This is a genomic window from Candidatus Symbiopectobacterium endolongispinus, from assembly GCF_018777385.1.
In the GTDB taxonomy this organism is placed as follows: domain Bacteria; phylum Pseudomonadota; class Gammaproteobacteria; order Enterobacterales; family Enterobacteriaceae; genus Symbiopectobacterium; species Symbiopectobacterium endolongispinus.
In genome coordinates, this window is record NZ_JAFJYB010000005.1 from 79357 (window position 1) to 97809 (window position 18453).

General features: G+C 52.8%; 10 protein-coding genes, 4 tRNA genes and 6 pseudogenes. 18 read left to right on the forward strand and 2 right to left on the reverse strand.

Annotation, left to right across the window (positions count from 1 at the left end):
* From wzxE to JZM30_RS19255, 9 genes and pseudogenes are all read left to right on the forward strand, one after another.
* Nucleotides 1-1252: pseudogene (gene wzxE / locus JZM30_RS19215) on the forward strand (lipid III flippase WzxE).
* Complete coding sequence (locus JZM30_RS19220) at nucleotides 1249-2334, forward strand: TDP-N-acetylfucosamine:lipid II N-acetylfucosaminyltransferase (RefSeq protein WP_252320727.1); 1086 nt, start codon at nucleotides 1249-1251, stop codon at nucleotides 2332-2334. The pseudogene wzxE and the gene JZM30_RS19220 overlap by 4 nt, the downstream one beginning before the upstream one ends.
* Nucleotides 2331-3819 (forward strand): annotated as a pseudogene (gene wzyE, locus JZM30_RS19225) (ECA oligosaccharide polymerase). The gene JZM30_RS19220 and the pseudogene wzyE overlap by 4 nt, the downstream one beginning before the upstream one ends.
* The gene (gene wecG / locus JZM30_RS19230) at nucleotides 3711-4451 is read left to right on the forward strand and encodes a lipopolysaccharide N-acetylmannosaminouronosyltransferase (RefSeq protein ID WP_252320729.1); all 741 of its coding nucleotides are present in this window, start codon (nucleotides 3711-3713) and stop codon (nucleotides 4449-4451) included. The pseudogene wzyE and the gene wecG overlap by 109 nt, the downstream one beginning before the upstream one ends.
* A 220-nt stretch (nucleotides 4452-4671) precedes the next feature.
* Nucleotides 4672-6065: pseudogene (thrP, locus tag JZM30_RS19235) on the forward strand (bifunctional threonine/serine APC transporter ThrP).
* 138 nt (nucleotides 6066-6203) lie between these two features.
* Nucleotides 6204-6280: transfer RNA gene (locus JZM30_RS19240), tRNA-Arg, on the forward strand.
* 96 nt (nucleotides 6281-6376) lie between these two features.
* Nucleotides 6377-6452 (forward strand) — tRNA-His (locus JZM30_RS19245).
* Between the two features lie 23 nt (nucleotides 6453-6475).
* Nucleotides 6476-6561, forward strand: a tRNA-Leu gene (locus JZM30_RS19250).
* Nucleotides 6562-6616: 55 nt separating this feature from the next.
* Nucleotides 6617-6693 (forward strand) — tRNA-Pro (locus JZM30_RS19255).
* Nucleotides 6694-6821: 128 nt separating this feature from the next.
* On the opposite strand, the pseudogene JZM30_RS19260 reads toward JZM30_RS19255, so the two are convergent.
* A pseudogene (locus tag JZM30_RS19260) lies at nucleotides 6822-7613 on the reverse strand (transporter substrate-binding domain-containing protein).
* Between the two features lie 298 nt (nucleotides 7614-7911).
* Between JZM30_RS19260 and JZM30_RS19265 the strand changes: the two are divergent.
* From JZM30_RS19265 to JZM30_RS19305, 9 genes and pseudogenes are all read left to right on the forward strand, one after another.
* Complete coding sequence (locus JZM30_RS19265) at nucleotides 7912-8985, forward strand: iron-containing alcohol dehydrogenase family protein (protein WP_252320731.1); 1074 nt, start codon at nucleotides 7912-7914, stop codon at nucleotides 8983-8985.
* Nucleotides 8986-9155: 170 nt separating this feature from the next.
* On the forward strand, nucleotides 9156-10511 hold the full coding sequence (purB, locus tag JZM30_RS19270; protein WP_252320733.1) for an adenylosuccinate lyase: 1356 nt from the start codon (nucleotides 9156-9158) through the stop codon (nucleotides 10509-10511).
* Between the two features lie 13 nt (nucleotides 10512-10524).
* Nucleotides 10525-11046 carry a GNAT family N-acetyltransferase gene (locus JZM30_RS19275; protein ID WP_252320735.1) on the forward strand — a complete coding sequence of 174 codons (522 nt, stop codon included), beginning with the start codon at nucleotides 10525-10527 and terminating at the stop codon, nucleotides 11044-11046.
* An 11-nt stretch (nucleotides 11047-11057) separates the two neighbouring features.
* Nucleotides 11058-11872, forward strand: a pseudogene (locus JZM30_RS19280) (amino acid ABC transporter substrate-binding protein).
* A gap of 68 nt (nucleotides 11873-11940) precedes the next feature.
* Nucleotides 11941-12612, forward strand: coding sequence for an amino acid ABC transporter permease (locus JZM30_RS19285; protein WP_252320919.1), 672 nt, complete (start codon nucleotides 11941-11943; stop codon nucleotides 12610-12612).
* A 12-nt stretch (nucleotides 12613-12624) separates the two neighbouring features.
* A complete protein-coding gene (locus JZM30_RS19290; protein ID WP_252320737.1) occupies nucleotides 12625-13386 on the forward strand; it encodes an amino acid ABC transporter ATP-binding protein in 762 nt (253 codons plus the stop codon).
* 93 nt (nucleotides 13387-13479) lie between these two features.
* A complete protein-coding gene (locus tag JZM30_RS19295) occupies nucleotides 13480-14637 on the forward strand; it encodes a M20 peptidase aminoacylase family protein (RefSeq protein ID WP_252320739.1) in 1158 nt (385 codons plus the stop codon).
* 406 nt (nucleotides 14638-15043) lie between these two features.
* Nucleotides 15044-15271, forward strand: a complete 228-nt coding sequence (locus tag JZM30_RS19300; RefSeq protein ID WP_252320741.1) for a hypothetical protein — start codon at nucleotides 15044-15046, stop codon at nucleotides 15269-15271.
* A gap of 366 nt (nucleotides 15272-15637) precedes the next feature.
* Nucleotides 15638-16504: a hypothetical protein gene (locus JZM30_RS19305; RefSeq protein WP_252320743.1), complete on the forward strand. Its 867-nt coding sequence runs from the start codon at nucleotides 15638-15640 to the stop codon at nucleotides 16502-16504.
* Between the two features lie 253 nt (nucleotides 16505-16757).
* Here the strand turns inward: JZM30_RS19305 and JZM30_RS19310 are convergent.
* Nucleotides 16758-18194: pseudogene (locus tag JZM30_RS19310) on the reverse strand (glycoside hydrolase family 1 protein).
* Nucleotides 18195-18453 lie beyond the last annotated feature (259 nt).

The following is an 18453-nucleotide window of genomic DNA, read 5'->3' on the forward strand; positions in this document are numbered from 1 at the left end:
ATGTCATTGGCAAAATCGTCCTTATGGACGGCGGGTTCGACGCTGGTCAAAATCGCCATTGGCCTGGTGGTTATCAAATTGCTGGCAGTGGCCTTCGGCTCGAGCGGCGTGGGGCTGGCGGGGAATTACCGCCAACTGATCACGGTGTTGGGCGTGCTGTCAGCCGCGGGAATATTTAATGGTGTGATCATGCTGGTGGCGCGCCATCAGCGGCAGCCTGAGCCGTTGCAACAGGTTTTGGGGACGTCAGCGACGCTTATTGCGCTCTTTTCATCGGCGTTAGCGCTCTCTTTGTGCTGGCAGCAGGGACGATAGCCACGGTGCTGTTTGGCGACGATCGCTATCGTGACGTGATCCGTCTGCTGGCGTTGCTGCAAATGGGCATTGCCTGTGCCAACTTCTTTTTGGCTATCCTGAAATGGTATCGGGACGCACAGGGCAATGCGCTGGCGATTGTCGGGGGGCAGCCTGATTGGGCTGGTGGCGTTTGTTGCCTGCTTTCTGCTGGGGGGGCTACGCTGGTGCGCTGGTAGGGCTGGCGCTGGTACCGGTGTTGATCGCGCTGCCCGCCGGTGTGTTGCTGTTGCGGCGTACCCCTTTGCGTTGGCAGCATTTGCGTCCGGTATGGGATCGTGCGTTCGCCACGCAGTTAGGGAAATTTACCCTGATGGCGGTGATGACGGCGGTAACGGTACCCGTTGCCTATATCATGATGCGTAACGTGCTCGCGGCGCATGCCTGGTGGGATGCGGTCGGCTTGTGGCAGGGAGTGAGCTCGATATCCGATGCTTACCTGCAATTTATCACCGCCGCGTTTTCGGTCTATTTGCTGCCGACGCTGGCGCGATTGCAGGAAAAACCGGCGATTGCGCGAGAGATCGGCCGTGCGTTGCGGTTTGTTATCCCTGCGGTGGCTGCTGTCGGTCTCGCTATTTGGTTACTGCGCGATGTGACTATCTGGCTGCTGTTTTCCCCGCAGTTTGTGCCGATGCGCGATCTCTTCGCCTGGCAACTGGTGGGCGATGTGATGAAAGTGGGGGCCTATGTCTTTGGTTATCTGGTGATTGCCAAAGCGGCGCTGCGCTTTTATCTGCTGGCGGAATTGAGCCAGTTTCTGTTGCTAAGTGGTTTCTCCCAGTGGTTGATTCCGCGCCACGGCGCATTGGGGGCCACGCAAGCCTATATGTTGACCTATGTGGTTTACTTTTTCCTGTGCTGTTTTGTTTTTCTTATTTACCGTAGGCGACCATGACGACACTGATTCACGTGCTGGGATCGGATATCCCACATCATAACCAGACGCTGCTGCGCTTCTTCCATGACGTGCTGGCAACACAACTCCCTGCGCCCGTGGTCACGCATTTTATGGTGGTATCCGGTGATGAGGGCTTGCCGCAGGCTTTTCCTGGGTTGACGTTAACCTGCTATGCCGATAAACGTGCGCTGGCGCAGGCGGTGGTGACGCGGGCGCAGGCAGATCGACAGACGCGGTTCTTTTTCCACGGACAGTTTAATCCGTGGATTTGGCTGGCGCTGTTGGGTCGGCGTATCAAACCGGCACAGGCCTATTGGCATGTGTGGGGCGCGGATCTGTATGAAGAGGCCACGCAGTGGAAGCATCGCCTGTTTTACCTGCTGCGTCGCATGGCACAGGGGCGTATCGGTCATGTCTTTGCCACGCGTGGCGATCTGGATTTCTATCGGCAGCGGCATGCGGATGTGCCTGCCTCCTTACTTTATTTCCCCACCAAAATGAACCCGGCGCTGACGGAAGAGACCGTGACCAAACCGCTGGCTGGACCGATGACGGTGCTGGTGGGTAATTCCGGTGATAAGAGCAATCGGCATATCGAAGCGCTGCGTGCCATTCATCAGCAACTGGGGCCGCAGGTGCGGGTGATTGTCCCCATGGGATATCCCGCAAACAATGAAGATTACATCAATCAGGTGGCGCAGGAAGGTGAAACGCTGTTTGGCACGAAGCAGTTTCAGTTGCTGCGCGAACAGTTGGCGTTCGATGATTACCTGAACCTGTTGCGCAGTTGCGATCTCGGCGTATTTATCTTCCCGCGTCAGCAAGGCATAGGTATGCTTTGCCTGCTGATTCAGTGCGGGGTGCCCTTTGTCATCAGCCGGAAGAATCCCTTCTGGCAGGATCTGGCCGAGCAGCATTTACCTGTGCTGTTTTACGGCGATACGTTGACGGAAGCTGTGGTGCGTGAAGCGCAACGTCAGATCGCCAGCGTGGATCAGCGCCGCATCGCGTTCTTCCAGCCTAACTACCAGCGAGGATGGCTCGATGCCTTGACGTTGGCGGCGGAGACGAAACCATGACACAGGGTGAGTTCGGCGGCTTGGTCGTGGTGTATCTGTTTGCCGTCAGTTTTATTCTTTTTTTGACCTGGCAGGAGTTTCGTCGAGTACGATTTAACTTTAACGTACTGTTCTCAATGCTGTTTCTTCTGACATTCTATTTCAGTTTTCCCTTTACCTGCCTGCTGGCGTTCAAATTCAATGTGGCAGTGGTGCCCGCGACCTATTTACTTCAGGCGCTGCTGTAGGCAACCGCGTTTTACGCCATCTATTACGTGGCTTATAAAACCCGTCTGCGGGCGCAACGCCGACCGCCCGGCGAACCATGGCTCATAATGAATCGTGTCGAAACGCACCTGACATGGCTATTGCTGGCGCTGGTGGCCGTGGTGATAGTGGCTATCTTCTTTATAAACAACGGTTTTTTGCTATTCAAACTGCGCACCTATAGTCAGATTTTTTCCAGTGAGGTCTCGGGCGTTGCCCTGAAGCGCTTCTTCTATTTTTTTATCCCCGCCATACTGGTGGTCTATTTTCTGCACCAAACGCGCCGTGCCTGGCTGCTGTTTCTGGTGGGCACCGTCGGTTCGGAATACTGACCTACCTGATTGTCGGCGGTACGCGGGCGAATATCATTATCGCTTTTGCCCTGTTCTTGTTTATCGGCATCCAGCGCGGTTGGATCACGCTATGGATGCTGGTCGCGGCGGGGGCAGTGGGCGTGACCGCCATGTTCTGGCTGGCATTAAAACGCTACAGTCTGGACGTAAGCGGTGCGGAAGCGTTTTACACCTTCCTTTATCTGACACGCGATACCTTCTCGCCGTGGGAAAATTTGGCGCTGCTGTGGCAACACTATGGTGACATCGAATTTCAGGGGCTAGCTCCCATTGTGCGTGATTTTTATGTCTTTATTCCGTCCTGGCTGTGGCCCGCTCGTCACAATCTGGTGCTCAATAGCGCTAATTATTTCACTTGGGAAGTGCTCAATAACCATTCCTGGTTGGCGATTTCGCCTACGTTGCTGGGATCGCTGGTGGTGATGGGCGGCGTGTTGTTCATTCCGCTCGGTGCCATCGTGGTCGGCCTCATCGTCAAGTGGTTTGATGCCCTGTATGAATCGGGTCGTCTAAGCAAGAATCGCTACAGCGCAGCGGTGCTGCAAAGTTTCTGCTTTGGTACCATCTTTAACCTGATAGTGTTGGTGCGAGAAGGTGGCGATGCTTTTGTGTCGCGTGTGGTGTTTTTATCCTGGTGTTTGGGCTGTGCGTGCTGGTGGCGAAGCTGCTGTATTGGCTGTTTGAACGTGCGGGCCTGATTCGTCAGCGTTGGACGCGTTCGCATACGGCATCGGTGACCTTGCCCCCCACACTCCGGATACGCCATAAGGAACCCTCATGGAAAATCCCGCTTCTGTCCCGCTTTATCGCATTTGCAATATCCCGCTGCACGGATTTGCGGACCAGGCTGCCCGTCTGGCTTACCTTTTCGCTGAGGGAGAGGTAAAAACCGGCACGTTAGTGGCAATCAACGCCGAGAAGGTGTTGGCGGCCGAGCAGGATAAGCCGCTGTGGGATTTGATTGCCGAGGCCGAATACAAGTATGCCGATGGCATCAGTATTGTGCGCGCCATCAGGCGTAAATATCCTCAGGCGCAGGTGACGCGTGTCGCCGGTGCTGATTTGTGGGAAGCGCTGATGCAAAAAGCCGGTGCGGAAGGCACCCCGGTTTTTTTGCTGGGCGGAAAACCGGCGATACTGCGCCAAACGGAAGAGAAACTGCGGACTCAATGGCAGGTGAATATTGTTGGCAGTCAGGATGGTTATTTCCCACCGGAACAGCGCGATGAGGTGTTTGAACGGGTGCGCGCCAGCGGGGCGCGCATCGTTACGGTGGCGATGGGTTCCCCTCGCCAGGAGATATTGATGCGTGATTGCCGCCGTTACCATCCGCAGGCGCTTTATATGGGCGTGGGTGGCACTTATGACGTCTTCACCGGGCACGTGAAACGCGCGCCTCTGGCGTGGCAGCGTATGGGGTTGGAGTGGCTCTACCGGTTGTTGAGCCAACCCAGCCGCATTACGCGTCAGATTAAACTATTAAAATTCCTCGCTTACTACTTCAGCGGGCGCCTGTAACGGCGTGACCATCTGCTGAGCCATCGGTATTGGTTATGACGATTGGCTCTTAAAACAAAATTGTTATTCTTATTTGATTTTAAATGACTATTTGCTAATCAGGTAAAAATGCAGAAGGATATGCTGCATAAAATGTGCGAACCAGCTCAATAGCGGGATGGGCACGATAAAACCCGGTATGAAACCGGGAGGAAAACACAACATTTAAGACTGATGATCTATGGCAAACGAGGAAACGCAAGGCAAACTCCACCGTGGGCTTGAGGCGCGACATATTGAGTTGATCGCGCATTGGTGGAACGATTGGCGTTGGGTTGTTTATTGGCGCGGCGAGCGCATTGAAGTGGGCCGGCCCTTCTGTGCTGCTGGCCTATATCGTCGCCGGGATATTCGTTTTCTTTATCATGCTCTCAATGGGTGAAATGCTCTATATGGAACCGGTCACCGGCTCCTTTGCCGTGTATGCGCATAAATACATGAGCCCGTTTTTTGGCTATCTCACCGCGTGGGGTTACTGGTTTATGTGGATGGCGGTCGGGATTTCCGAAATCACCGCCATCGGCGTTTACGTGCAGTACTGGTTCCCGGAACTGCCGCAGTGGATCCCCGCTATCGTATGCGTGGCGCTGGTGGCGCTAGCCAACCTGGCCGCTGTGCGTTTGTACGGTGAAATCGAGTTCTGGTTTGCCATGATTAAAATCACCACCATTATTGTGATGATTGTCGTTAGCGTTGGCATTATCTTTTTTTGGTATTGGCAACCACGGCCAGGCGACCGGCTTTGCCAATCTGACCGAGCACGGCGGCTTCCTGGCGGGTGGCTGGAAATGGCTGTTATTTGCACTGTGTCTGGTGGTGGCCTCTTATCAGGGCGTTGAGCTGGTTGGGATCACTGCCGGTGAAGCCAAGAACCCTAAAATTACCCTGCGGCGCGCAATTAATAACATCCTGTGGCGTATTCTGATTTTCTATGTTGGTGCCATTTTTATCATCGTCACCATTTTTCCATGGAATGAAATTGGCACTGCCGGCAGCCCGTTTGTGCTGACCTTTGCCAAAATCGGGATTACCGCTGCGGCAGGTATCATTAACTTTGTGGTGCTGACCGCTGCGCTTTCAGGCTGTAACAGCGGGATGTACAGTTGCGGTCGTATGCTTTATTCACTGGCAAACAACCGTCAGCTCCCGGCCTGGATAGGCAAAGTCACAGCCAGCGGCGTGCCTGCGGCAGGTGTTGCTGTCTCGATTTTTTGTCTGCTGTTAGGTTCGGCGTTAAACTACATTATTCACAACCTGGAAAAAGTGTTCGTCTATGTCTACAGCGCCAGCGTGCTGCCGGGCATGGTGCCGTGGTTTGTGGTACTGATAAGCCAACTGCGGTTTTGCCAGCAGCATCAGGCACAATTAGTAGGGCATCCGTTCAAATCCGTGCTGTTTCCGTGGGTGAACTATCTGACTATGGCCTTCCTGCTGTGCGTATTGGTGGGAATGTACATCAATGAAGACACGCGGATGTCCTTATTGGTGGGGATGGCGTTTCTTGCCGTGGTTAGCGTGATTTATGCCATGCTGGAAGGGCGCAAAAAGCAGGCATTAACGGCACCAGAAGCCTGATTGAGGGGTGGGGATCGTCGCTGACTGTTTGTTTTCGGTACGAAATGCGCAAAGCATAAGCAAACGCATCATTTCGATAAAAAAGCACTAGACAGGCAGAGATTAAATCCGTACTATCCCCACCCGCAACGGCGCTATGCGCCCGTAGCTCAGCTGGATAGAGCGCTGCCCTCCGGAGGCAGAGGTCTCAGGTTCGAATCCTGTCGGGCGCACCAATAACTTTTTTACAAGAATTGTGTGCAAGAGCTGCGGTGGTACAATTCACCGTAAGGGGCGTACCGGTTTTATCGTTAGTTGTAAGCAGTACATTGGTGGCTATAGCTCAGTTGGTAGAGCCCTGGATTGTGATTCCAGTTGTCGTGGGTTCGAGTCCCATTAGCCACCCCAGATTCAGATGTTCGTGAATGTATGCGAAGGTGGCGGAATTGGTAGACGCGCTAGCTTCAGGTGTTAGTGTCCTTCAGACGTGAGGGTTCAAGTCCCTCTCTTCGCACCAACGAACATTATCAATAGTCAGTGTGATACACTGATGGCGTTGAAAAAAAGCATTTCGGCGAGTAGCGCAGCTTGGTAGCGCAACTGGTTTGGGACCAGTGGGTCGGAGGTTCGAATCCTCTCTCGCCGACCACTTTCCGTGAAAAGCGGCTATTCCTGAGGAATAGCCGCTTTTTGCTTTCTCCATCCGTCGCATAGCCTGTTCTGTGGAAAACGCCCCCGCTGTGCGAGGGCGAAAATCGCTTATTCCGCTTTACCGCCCTACAGCACTTTATCACTGCCGAAATACTTCTCTGCCAAGGCTTTTAACTGGCCGTTCTGACGCAGCTGTTGCAGTTTCTGATTGAATGCTGCCAGCAACTTGTCGCCTTCCGCCGTTTTGGCAAACGGGAGCGTGACTTGTTCATTGGAGATGGGTTCACCCACCAGCTTCAGCGGCAGGTGACGTTTATTAATCTCTGCCAACAGGATAGGGCGGGAATTGACATAGCCTTGAACGCGATTGTTGATCACATCATTCATTGCCCCGTCGCGGGTTTCATAGGTGCGGATGGTGACGTCATTGTTGGGAAAGGCGTTGTGCAGGTTGGTCACGTGTGTCGAGCCTAATACGCCAGATACGGTTTTACCCTTGAGATCGTCCAGAGACTGAATGTCTTTGTTCTCAACGCTGGTGACGATTTGCGTTGCGTAAGTGAGGTAAGTGTCGGTGAAGTTATATTTTTTCTGACGTTCGGTGGTTTTCACGAAATTATTGGCCACGGTATCCAGCTTTCCAGCCTCCAACTGGCCCATCAGTCCGCTGAAATCAGCGGTGGTCCAGGTGACCTGATAACCCAATTCGCGAGCGATGGTTTCCACAACCTCGACATCTTAGCCGACCAGCGTGCCGTTCTCTTTATAAGAACCCGGGAAGCTTTGGCCCGTCGTGCCTACGCGCAGCACCTTACTCTGCGTTCCCACGCTCTTGTTATTATCGCAACCAGCCAGTGTCATGGCGGCAAGTAGGGTCAGCAGCGCGGCACTGACGTGGCGGGTCAATTGGATTTTCATCATGAGGTTCCTGTTTCAACATTCCTGGTTTAGAACGAAATCGGGTTAACCATTTGCAACGCGTTCATTAGTTCTGAGGGTAATGGTAGGCTAACAACAGTGGGGTGCACATTGAGGGGACGTGAAGGAGCGCTGTTTGTTTGAAAACTATATTATTCAAAATAAACAGGATTTTATACCTTCACGTTATATCTTATGACCATTTTATCGGTTACAACCTGCTGACAGGCTTTTACTATTGCACTTTAATAGCCTGTGCGTATGCTTTGGCACAGTGTAGAAAAATCAAGGAATTACTGTGTTTGCTATCAAATCTCCCGGTGTCTATCACCACCAGTCTGGCCTGCTTTCACGTGTGGGTGAACTGGTTGCGCCATTTTCTCGTCACATTGCCGTGTTGACCAGTCCACGCGCCTGGACAGCGGTAGAACGTGCACTCTCTACCAGTTTGATGCAGTCCGACGTGCAGTTTGATGTATACCTGTTGGAAGGGGAATGTACGCGCGAGGCGATTGCACACCATCAGCATGAAATTGCTCAACGTGGCGTGCAGGTTGTCCTCGGTGTTGGCGGTGGACGCGTGATGGACTGTGCCAAAGCGGTCGCTGATGGGCTGGAGAACGGTCAGGCGATCACTTTGCCGACTATCGCTGCCACCTGCGCGGCCTGGTCACCGATCAGTATTCTGTATGATGAGCAGGGTGGGCATCAGGGAACGCAGGTATTGCAACACATGCCGGTGATGGTGCTGGTCGACAGTGACGTGATTGCCCGCAGCGATGTGCGCTATCTGAAAGCCGGAATCGTCGATGCGCTGGCTAAATGGTATGAATTTCAGCCCTATCTGGCGAAAAACGGAGATAATCTGGCGCTGAACCTTAAGGTTCAGGTGGCAACGCTCGCCCGCGATACCTTTGTACAGTGGGGCGAACAGGCACTGAGAGATAATGCCGAACAGCAAGTGACCGTGGCGCTGCAAAAGGTGAACGATGCCAATATCGCGCTGGCCGGATTGGCAAACAGCATGCGTGATGACTCCCCTTCACCCGGCGTAGCCCATGCGATTCATAATCGAATGACGCACGTTCCTGAACTGCATGACTGGTTGCATGGAGAGAAAGTCGGCTATGGCTTGCGGGTGCAGTCGTTAGTGGCGCGCGGCGACGGTTCGGTCGATCCCGATTTGCTGGCACAGTTGCAGCGCTATGATGCCACCGCGTGCTTGCCAGTGGCGGAAGCGCGCTATGCCGAACTGGCCGATACGCTGTCTCAAACCTTTAAATTCCCAGCTGCTAGCGCCGCACTGCTGCCATTTTCGCTGGCACCCGAGGCGATTCAACGGGCTGTATTAACAACGCAATACAGCAAGTGATGCGGTTTTACGGGATGTGATGGATATCAATATAGCGTTACGTCTGGATTATCTTCTGAATATAATATAGATCCAGAAGATATATGGGGGCCGATTTGTCGCATGCTATATTTCCAAGATTAGAACGACGACAAAAATCCCGCCTGACACATCCAACGAACGAGTAAGCTATGGCATCACATCTCATTGATTTTCTCCTCATCGGGAACAACTTTGGCACGCCCGAAATGCGTGCTGTCTGGTCAGAACATAACCGCCTGACGAAGCAGGTTGACGTTGAAGTTGCGCAGGCGCTGGCCGAAGGTGAACTGGGCGTTATCCCGGCCGACGCCGCACAAACCATTGCCGCGAAAGCGGATGCAAGCGCACTGAATGTGGAGGAGATCGCGCAGGACGCGGTCCGTATGAAGCACTCCCTGATGCCCACCATCACCGCGATTCAAAAGCAATGTGGCGACGCGGGCGAATACATTCACTATGGTGTGACCACGCAAGATATCGTGGATACCGCCACGGTACTGCAATTACAGCAGGCTTTTGCCATTGTCGAACGCGACACGCGATTGATGGCGGTTGAGTTGAAACGGCTGGCGAAAAAGTATCAGCATACGCCGATGACGGGGCGTACTCACGGCATGCGGGCGCTACCGACCACGTTTGGCTTTAAACTGGCGGTATGGCTGGATGAGTTTGTTCGCCATCTGGAGTGTCTGAAAGAAATCAAAGCCCGCGTACTGGTGGGTAACGTGAATGGTGCAATTGGTACCTATGCATCGTTCGGCGAATTGGGGCCGCAGATTGAGCGCCTGACGTTGGATAAATTGGGGCTGGGTACGCCGAACATCGGCTGGCAGTCCGCGCGCGATCGTTTCTCCGAATATGCTTCCGTAGTGGTTCTGATCAGCGGCACGCTCGGCAGCGAGCTGTATAACCTGATGCGCACGGAAATCAACGAAGTTGAAGAGCCGTTCTCAGCAGGCAAAATTGGCTCCACCACCATGCCGCACAAGCGTAACCCGGCGGCATTGGAAGGGCTGGCTAGCTTAACCGCACCCATTTTTAAAAGCGCATCGCTGATTCATGAGTCCATGAAGGTGGAACATGGGCGTGACGCTATGAGCTGGCGCGCTGAGTGGATCTCTCTGCCGGAAGTGAACGTTTACCTCTCTGCGCAGTTGCAGAATGCGCTGGGTATCCTGCGCGGTATGTCGGTGAATGAAAAGCAGATGCTGGCGAACCTGGAGCTGCAAAACGGCCTGTTGCTCTCTGAGAAAGTGATGTTTGAAATTGGCAAACGTATGGGTAAACAAACCGCGCACCATTTGGTGTACGAGTGCTCCATGAAGGCGTTTGAACAGAACCGTCACTTCAAAGAGGTGCTGCTGGAAGACCAGGTGCTGTCGGCACAGGTTACCGCGCAGGAACTTGACGCATGGCTGAACCCGGTCAACTATTTGGGCTGTGCACCGCAGAAGGTGGATGAAGTGATTCGTTATGCCGACAACTCTGGTCTGCTGCCAGCGTAAGTGAGCGTTAAACATGAGCACGGTTTTTCGCCAGCTCACGCTGGAAGACGACGAAGCCTTTCTGGCGTTGGCGGCCTATGAACCAATTCGCCAACTGGGCATTCACTTTGCCGCGGCTGAGGCAGATATTGATATGGTGCGTCGCCATATTACGTGCCACGGTGTTTATGCGCTGGAAAAAGACTGCGTGATGGTGTCGTCTTTTAGCATCCATTACCCTTGGGGACCGGAACCTGGCCCGTATGGTTTGCCGCATTTGGGGTGGTTCGCCATCCACCCGGACTACAAAGGGCAGGGGTTTGGCCGCCAGATGATGCAGTGGATGGAAGAAACGGTGCTGATATGGCAACTCAAGGCACCCGCGGTTTCTTTGGGCACGACACAGAGCCACCCTTGGCTGATCGACATGTATAAGCATTACGGTTTTAACGAAGTCGGGCAGGCGAATCTGGGTAAAGGCCACCTGACGATTTATATGGAAAAAGTGTTAGACCAGGATGGTTATCACCAGTGGAAGAAGAAAAATTCCCAATGAGAGGCATGAACATGATAATGAAAAAACTGACTTTGTCTGCGTTAGCGCTTACCACTGCCTTTCTAATGGCGGGCTGTGACTCTCAGGACAAAAAAGCGGCGGCGGGCGGAGAGGCCAGCACGGTGCTGCGCGTAGGTTCTACCGGACAAAGCTACCCGAGCGGCTTTAAGCAAGATAACGAGCTGGTGGGTTTTGACGTTGAAGTCACGGAAACCATCGCGAAAGATCTGAATTACAAAATCGAGTGGGTTACCACTGATCTCAGCGGCCTGATGGGGCAGTTGGAAGCGAACAAACTCGATACCGTAGCTAACGTCGTGGCGATCACGCCAGCGCGCAAAGAAAAGTATAACTTTGCCGATGTGTATAGTATAGCTACTACGGCAGCCAGATAGTTACGCACAAAGATAACGCCAATATCAACACGCTGGATGACCTGAAAGGCAAAACAGTGGCGGGCGTATTTGGCTATAACTACTTAAATAACCTGAAGAAAGCCTTTGCTGACGGCAGCGTGACCATCCGCACCTATGAAACCAGCGATGGCGCAATGAATGATGCGTTGTCCAAGCGCGTGGAAGGCTATGTAAACTCCCGCCCGATCCTGTTGGCTGAAATCAACAAGCGCAACCTGCCGTTCAAACTGGTTGGCGATCCGCTGGTGATCGAGGAAGTCAGCTTCCCGTTCCACAAAGATGAAAAAGGCGACAAACTGCGTGAGCAGTTCAATGCCGAGCTGGCGAAAATGCGTGCTGATGGCCGTCTGAAAGAGATTTCCGTGAAATATTTCGGTGAGGACATTACTACCGCACCGCAAGCACACTAACCGCCGCGCTTTTTGTCATCTCTTTTCCACCGGTGCTTGCGCCGGTGGAAGCATTAATGGTACTGCTCATGAATATCGATTTTGCATACCTGCTGAAGGTGTTTCCTCAGGTTTTGCTCTATTTACCGACCACGCTACTATTAGCCGTGGTATCCATGATTTTCGCCATGATACTGGGTCTGGTGCTAGCGCTTCTGCGGGAAAGCAAGATCACGGTATTGGTGAAGGTGATTGAGTTTTATATCTCGCTGTTTCGCGGCATTCCGTCGCTGGTTCAGTTGCTTATCATCTACTTCGGTTTGCCGCAGCTGTTCCCGGCGCTGAGCGATCTGACCGCTATGTCGGCGGCGATTATCGGTTTTAGCCTAAAAACCTCGGCGTACATGGCGGAGATTTTCCGCGCTGCGCTGGCCTCGGTCGATTGGGGACAAACGGAAGCCGGGCTGTCGATCGGCATGAATCGTTCGCAGATTTACCGCCGTATCGCACTGCCGCAGGCGATGCTCAATGCGCTGCCTGCCACAGGTAACACCTTTATCTTGCTGATCAAAGACACCTCGGTAGCCTTTGCACTTGGCGTATCTGAACTGTTTGCTGAAGGTAAAATGATCGCCGCTGAATCGCTGCGTTTCTTTGAAACCTTCCTGGTGGTAGGGCTGATTTATTGGCTGGCCATCATCGTTTATTCCAGACTGCAAAACTGGCTGGAAAAGAAACTGAACCACTCATTACAGCGCTAAGGAGACGCCGCCATGATCAGTGTAAAAAACCTCTCAAAAAGCTTTGGCGACAAAGTGGTGCTGGACAATATCAGTCTGGATATCGCACAGGGCGAAGTGGTGGCGATTATCGGCCCTTCAGGGTCGGGTAAATCCACCCTGCTGCGTTGCCTCAACCTGTTGGAAAAACCGGAGTCCGGCACGATTGAAATTGGCGATCGCGTACTGGATACACGCCGTTATAGTACCAAGGAAGCCTACGCACTGCGTCAGCAGACCGCGATGGTGTTCCAGAACTACAACCTGTTCAAGAATAAAACCGCGCTGGAAAACATCACGGAAGCGTTGATCGTGGTGAAAAAAATGCCGAAGAAGCAGGCGCAAGAGATTGGACTTCGGCTTATCGAGCAGGTTGGCCTGTTGCCGGAAGCCCATCAGTATCCGGTGACCTTGTCCGGCGGGCAGCAGCAGCGCGTGGGTATCGCGCGCGCACTGGCCGTGGACCCGAAAGCCATTCTGTTTTATGAACCAACCTCGGCGCTGGATCCAGAACGCGTGCACGAAGTGCTGCAAGTGATTCAAAATCTCGCGAAAAACAGCACCGCCATGGTTATCGTGACCCATGAGATGCGGTTTGCCAAAGAAGTTGCTGATCGGGTTATTTTCATGGCCGACGGGCATATCGTCGAGCATGGGCCGGCCGAGCAGGTGATCAGTTTCTCTGACAACCCGCAGACGCAGCGTTTCTTGCGCCAGATGACCAAGATGCCAGAACATACGGAATACGACATCTAACGATGCGGTGATAACAAGCTATTTAGATAAAATACCCTGCGCGCTGCGGGCTTATCCTGCGGCGTTAAGCACGGACAGTGTGGAGAAAACATCGTGAAAACGGCACCTCAGCATGCGCCGTTAGCGCAATTTATTCAGGCGTTCCGGCACGATCTGCACCAGAACCCTGAATTATCCAACCAGGAATTTGAAACCACCAAGAAAATCCGCGCCGCGCTGGAGAAGGAAGGCATACGCATTCTGGATCTGCCGTTGAAAACCGGCCTGGTCGCAGAAGTCGGCGGCGTGCAGGATGGCCCATTGGTTATCGTGCGTTCAGATATCGATGCACTGCCGATTGAAGAAGAGTCCGGCGTGGAATTCACCTCTCAGCGTCAGGGCGTGATGCACGCTTGCGGGCACGACTTTCACTCATCTGCCGCGCTGGGTGCCGCCATTTTGCTTAAAGGTATTGAGTCCGAGCTAAAGGGCACCGTGCGCATTCTGTTCCAGGCGGCGGAAGAAACGGGGCTGGGCGCGCCAGAAGTGATCGCGACCGGTGCGCTGGATAATGCGGCAGCCATCTTTGGCATTCACAACGACCCAACGCTGCCAGTTGGCGTGGTCGGTGGTAAAGATGGCGCACTGACGGCAGGCGTGGATCGTTTTGAAATCAAGATCGCTGCTAAAGGCTGCCATGCGGCCAAACCTCATGAAGGTAACGACCCCATTATCATTCTCAGCCAGTTGATTAGTGCGGTGCAGACCATTATCAGCCGTACGGTGCCTGCGGATGATACCGCCGTGGTGTCAATCACTCAGGTACACAGTGGCAGTACCTGGAACGTGATCCCAGATACCGCCTACGTGGAAGGCACGGTACGCACCTTTAGCCAGGCAGCGCGCGATCTGATTGAACAGCGCTTTCGCCAGATTGTGGCAGGTATTGCCAGCACCTTTGGCGCTGAGCTCGAGTTTATCTGGCACGCCGGGCCGCCGTCCGTGGTCAATACGCCGGAATGGGTGGATTTTGCCCTGCGTGTTGCCGATGAAGAAGGTTTTGAAGCGCGCCGCGTAGATGCCAGCCCGATTGGCGAGGATTTTTCCTTCTATCAGCAAAAACTGCCGGGTACATTCATGATGTTCGGTTCGGGCGGGCCTTATGCACTGCATCATCCGAAATTCCGGGTTGATGACAGCGCACTGTTCCCTACCGCGCACTACCGCCATCAGTTGGCGAAACAGAGCCTGGAACAACTGTCTTCTCGCTGATGTTTCCATCCGCGCCGTGTTCACGGCGCGGATAATCTATTGATATATCCTTCATCTTTCACGTTGCGTTCGCTGGTGCCGTTCAATGCGTTAACGTGTTGTCTTGTACTGTAAATTATTAAGGCTATATCCCTGTTTTTATTTAGACAAAACAGACAAATACTTTTCATTTCTTGTTCGATATTTCTTTTTAATACTAAACGCAAGTTAAACGATATGTCATTGATCGTATAAATTGCTATGCAAGAAATGAACCAATAATACAATTTTATGCTGAGGGTAAGTGTATTAAAAGGAATCGAAATGAATATTAAGTTTACATTATTGTTTGCCACACTTCTGCTTTCTGGTTGTACGACGCAATGGGTGAAAAGCAGCGCAAACGCTGAGCGAAGAAAAATTCCCTGTGAAAAATAAAGTGGCGCAGCGAACGCAATATACGTCCTACTATTTGCCGTGTGGGAAAAAGGACGACTGTAAAAATGAAAAATATATCAGCGGGCAACAACCAGAAACACAAAGTTATGTGATGGATGTTAATAGTGGTAGCCGCCAGGCCCTTTTCAATCATTGCATGAAATTGAGGGGGATGGACATCGGAAACGAAATGGTTCCCATAAGGATGGTAATGTAAAAGGAATACCATGAATAACTTGCGACATTTTGTTTTTATAATTATGTCTTTATGCTTAAGCTCCGCGTTTGCCATGGCATCACCGCCGCCAGTACCGGAACAGGCTCCGGCACTGAGTGATGTTGTGATGAGTGAAGGGCAAGTGAAACTTAACAGGGTCGCCTTAATTATCGTGCCGCAGCGGGCGCATTAGCACTGAATACGGACGATCCCGATGAACCGATCGCGACCTTGTCCTACGTGGCCTACTTTAAGTCGGTGGAGAAGACGGCGAAGCCGGAGAATCGGCCGATCACGTTTATCTATAACGGCGGACCGGGTTCTTCTTCCGTGTGACTGCATATGGGAGGTTTAGGGCCAAAGCGGGTGGTCACCAGCACGCCGGATAAACCCGTATTGCCGCCTTATCCGGTTATCGATAATGCCTATTCTCTGCTTGATGTCAGCGATCTGGTCTTTATCGATGCGCCGGGCACCTGGTTTGGTCAGTTTATCAGCAATGCGGCCAATGTTCAGGAGCGGCAGGCGCAGAAGCGTCAAAAGGAGACTGACACCTACAGCATTAATGGAGACGCACACGCGTTTGCGCAATTTATCACGCAGTTTCTGAGCCGTTATCAGCGCTGGAATGCACCGCGTTACCTGCTTGGTGAGAGCTACGGCACGACGCGTACGGTGGCGCTGGCAAACCGGCTGAAGGTGCAGCACAACGTCGATGTTAACGGTATTATTTTGCTGTCGCAGTATTTGAGCCAGGATATTGATATCGATCGTCCTGAATCCAACCTTGGCATCGATCAGCCCTATTACCTGGCGTTGCCAACCTATGCGGCAATCGCCCATTACTATCAGCATCCGGCAAACGTCGCAGAAAATCTGGATCATTTGCTGACTGAGGTTGAACAGTTTTCCCTTGGTCCTTATGCACAGGCGTTGGCTCAGGGCAATCTCTTGCCAGAATCGCAGAAAGCAGAGCTTGCTGAGCAACTTGCCCGTTACACCGGTATACCCGCGCGGGAATGGGTTAAGGCCGATTTGCGCGTTTCAGGCCCGCTGTTTGTTAAAAAACTGCTGACAGAGCAGGGCGATACGGTCAGCCGTGCTGACGGCCGTTATCGAGGAGCCTCGCTGGATAAAATGGCTGCGCGGAGCGATTACGATCCGGTTATGACTATCGGCTCCGAGTTTATTTCCGCGTACCACGACAATCTGGCACGGTTCATGCTAACATAACCCCGTAGATGCTCATTCCGCCTTCTATGTTTGCTTCGGCTTCATAATCCTGGGAATGACGCAGAGCCGTTTACCGGTGCCTATCGTCCACCTCCAGATGACGTTGTGATTAGCCGTTTTCACTGCATTTCACGACACCATCGGACTTTTTTTCGGACATTACGTTGAGTGAGGCACTCTACTGTAGTCTTTTATGACCTGATCTTATTCAACGCTTGCCGTTTATTTGCAAGCGTTTTTTTTGCACCATTTTTTAGGGCGTGAGATCTTCGTCGTGGGTGGCAATGACCTTTTGATACCATGAGAAGGATTTTTTCTTGTGGCGATCGCCGCTGCCAGAAAGAGTGTCATCGAGATCGACATAAATAAAGCCATAGCGCTTGGACATTTAGCCCGTCGACATGCTGACCAGATCGATACAGCCCCAAGGGGTATAGCCCATCAGTGTCACACCGTCAGCAATGGCATCGGCCATCGCCTCAATATGCTGGCGCAGATAATTGATGCGGTAATCGTCCGCCACGTAGAGGTTGCTGTGGGGTTTATCGATCGCACCTAATCCGTTTTCGACCACAAACAGGGGCTTACCGTATCGGTCATAGAGCTGGTTCAGCGCGATGCGCAGGCCGGTTGGGTCGATCTCCCATCCCCATTCGCTCGCCTCGAGAAACGGGTTGCGCGTTCCCCCGAGTAAATTGCCTTCGGTGTCTTCACCCTCCGCGTGGGTTTCATTCACGGTGGTCGACATGTAGTAGCTGAAACCGATGTAATCGACGGTATGATTTGCCAGCAGTTCAAGATCGCCGGGTTCGATCGCTAAAGTGACGCCGAGCGAGTCCCACAATCGTTGCGCATAGTAGGGGTATTTGCCGTTGGCTTGCACATCGGCACAATAGAAATTGAAGGACTGCGTGCGTTGCATGGCCGCCAACTGATTAACCGGGTTGCTGTCGTAGGCGTAGGTGGTGGCATAAATAATCATGCAGCCCATCTGGATGTTCGGATTGACTTCGCGGGCAATTTTTGTTGCCAGACTGCTGGTGACAAACTGGTGATGCCATGCCTGAAATTTCGCCTGTGCGTCCCGGGCTCCGGTTTTGACGATGAGCCCCTGGCTCATGATCGGAAAATGCGCTGCGCTGTTGATCTCGTTGAAGGTCATCCAATATTTGACCTTGTGCCCGAAACGCTCGAGCACCGTGCGAGAAAAACGCTCGAAAAAACCGACCAGCGCGCGGTTTTTCCAACCGCCATAGACGGTGGCCAGATGCAGAGGCAGTTCGTAGTGAGAAATCGTGATGACTGGTTCAATGCCGTTGGCAAGACAGGTATCAATAACCGCATCGTAGTGTGCCAGACCTGCTTCATTGGGCGTTTGTTCCACACCGTTAGGGTAGATACGGGTCCAGGCAATGGAAAAACGGTAACACTTGAAGCCCATTTCAGCGAACAGCGCGATATCTTCCTTGAAACGGTGATAATGGTCGATGCCCTTGTGGTTAGGGTAAGTATAACGCGCGGTATCCAGCGAAAAATCGAAGGATTCGGACGCAACGATGGCTAATCGTGCTTTGCCGCCTGGGATGGTGTCCACAATCGACAGTCCCTTGCCAGCTTCATCGTAGCCTTCTACCTGATTGGCGGCGGTGGCACCGCCCCAAAGGAATGCGGGAGGAAATCGTGTACTCATGGGCTGCTCCTTTTGTTATCCAAAATGAAACCGGCTTCATTTATACCCGTCATACTTCAAGCTGCATGTGCGTTGGCTACACTCGTTATTCGGCCCATCCCTAGGCCTCACCTCTTACGAGGCCGCCGCACGCGGCGTTCAAATCTGCTCCCGGAAGATTTGTCACCCAAATAACTTACCTGAGTAAGCTCATCGGGATGAATGAACCTCATTCCTGAGGTTCACCCTACGGACCAGCGCTTGCGTCCTTCCTGCAACT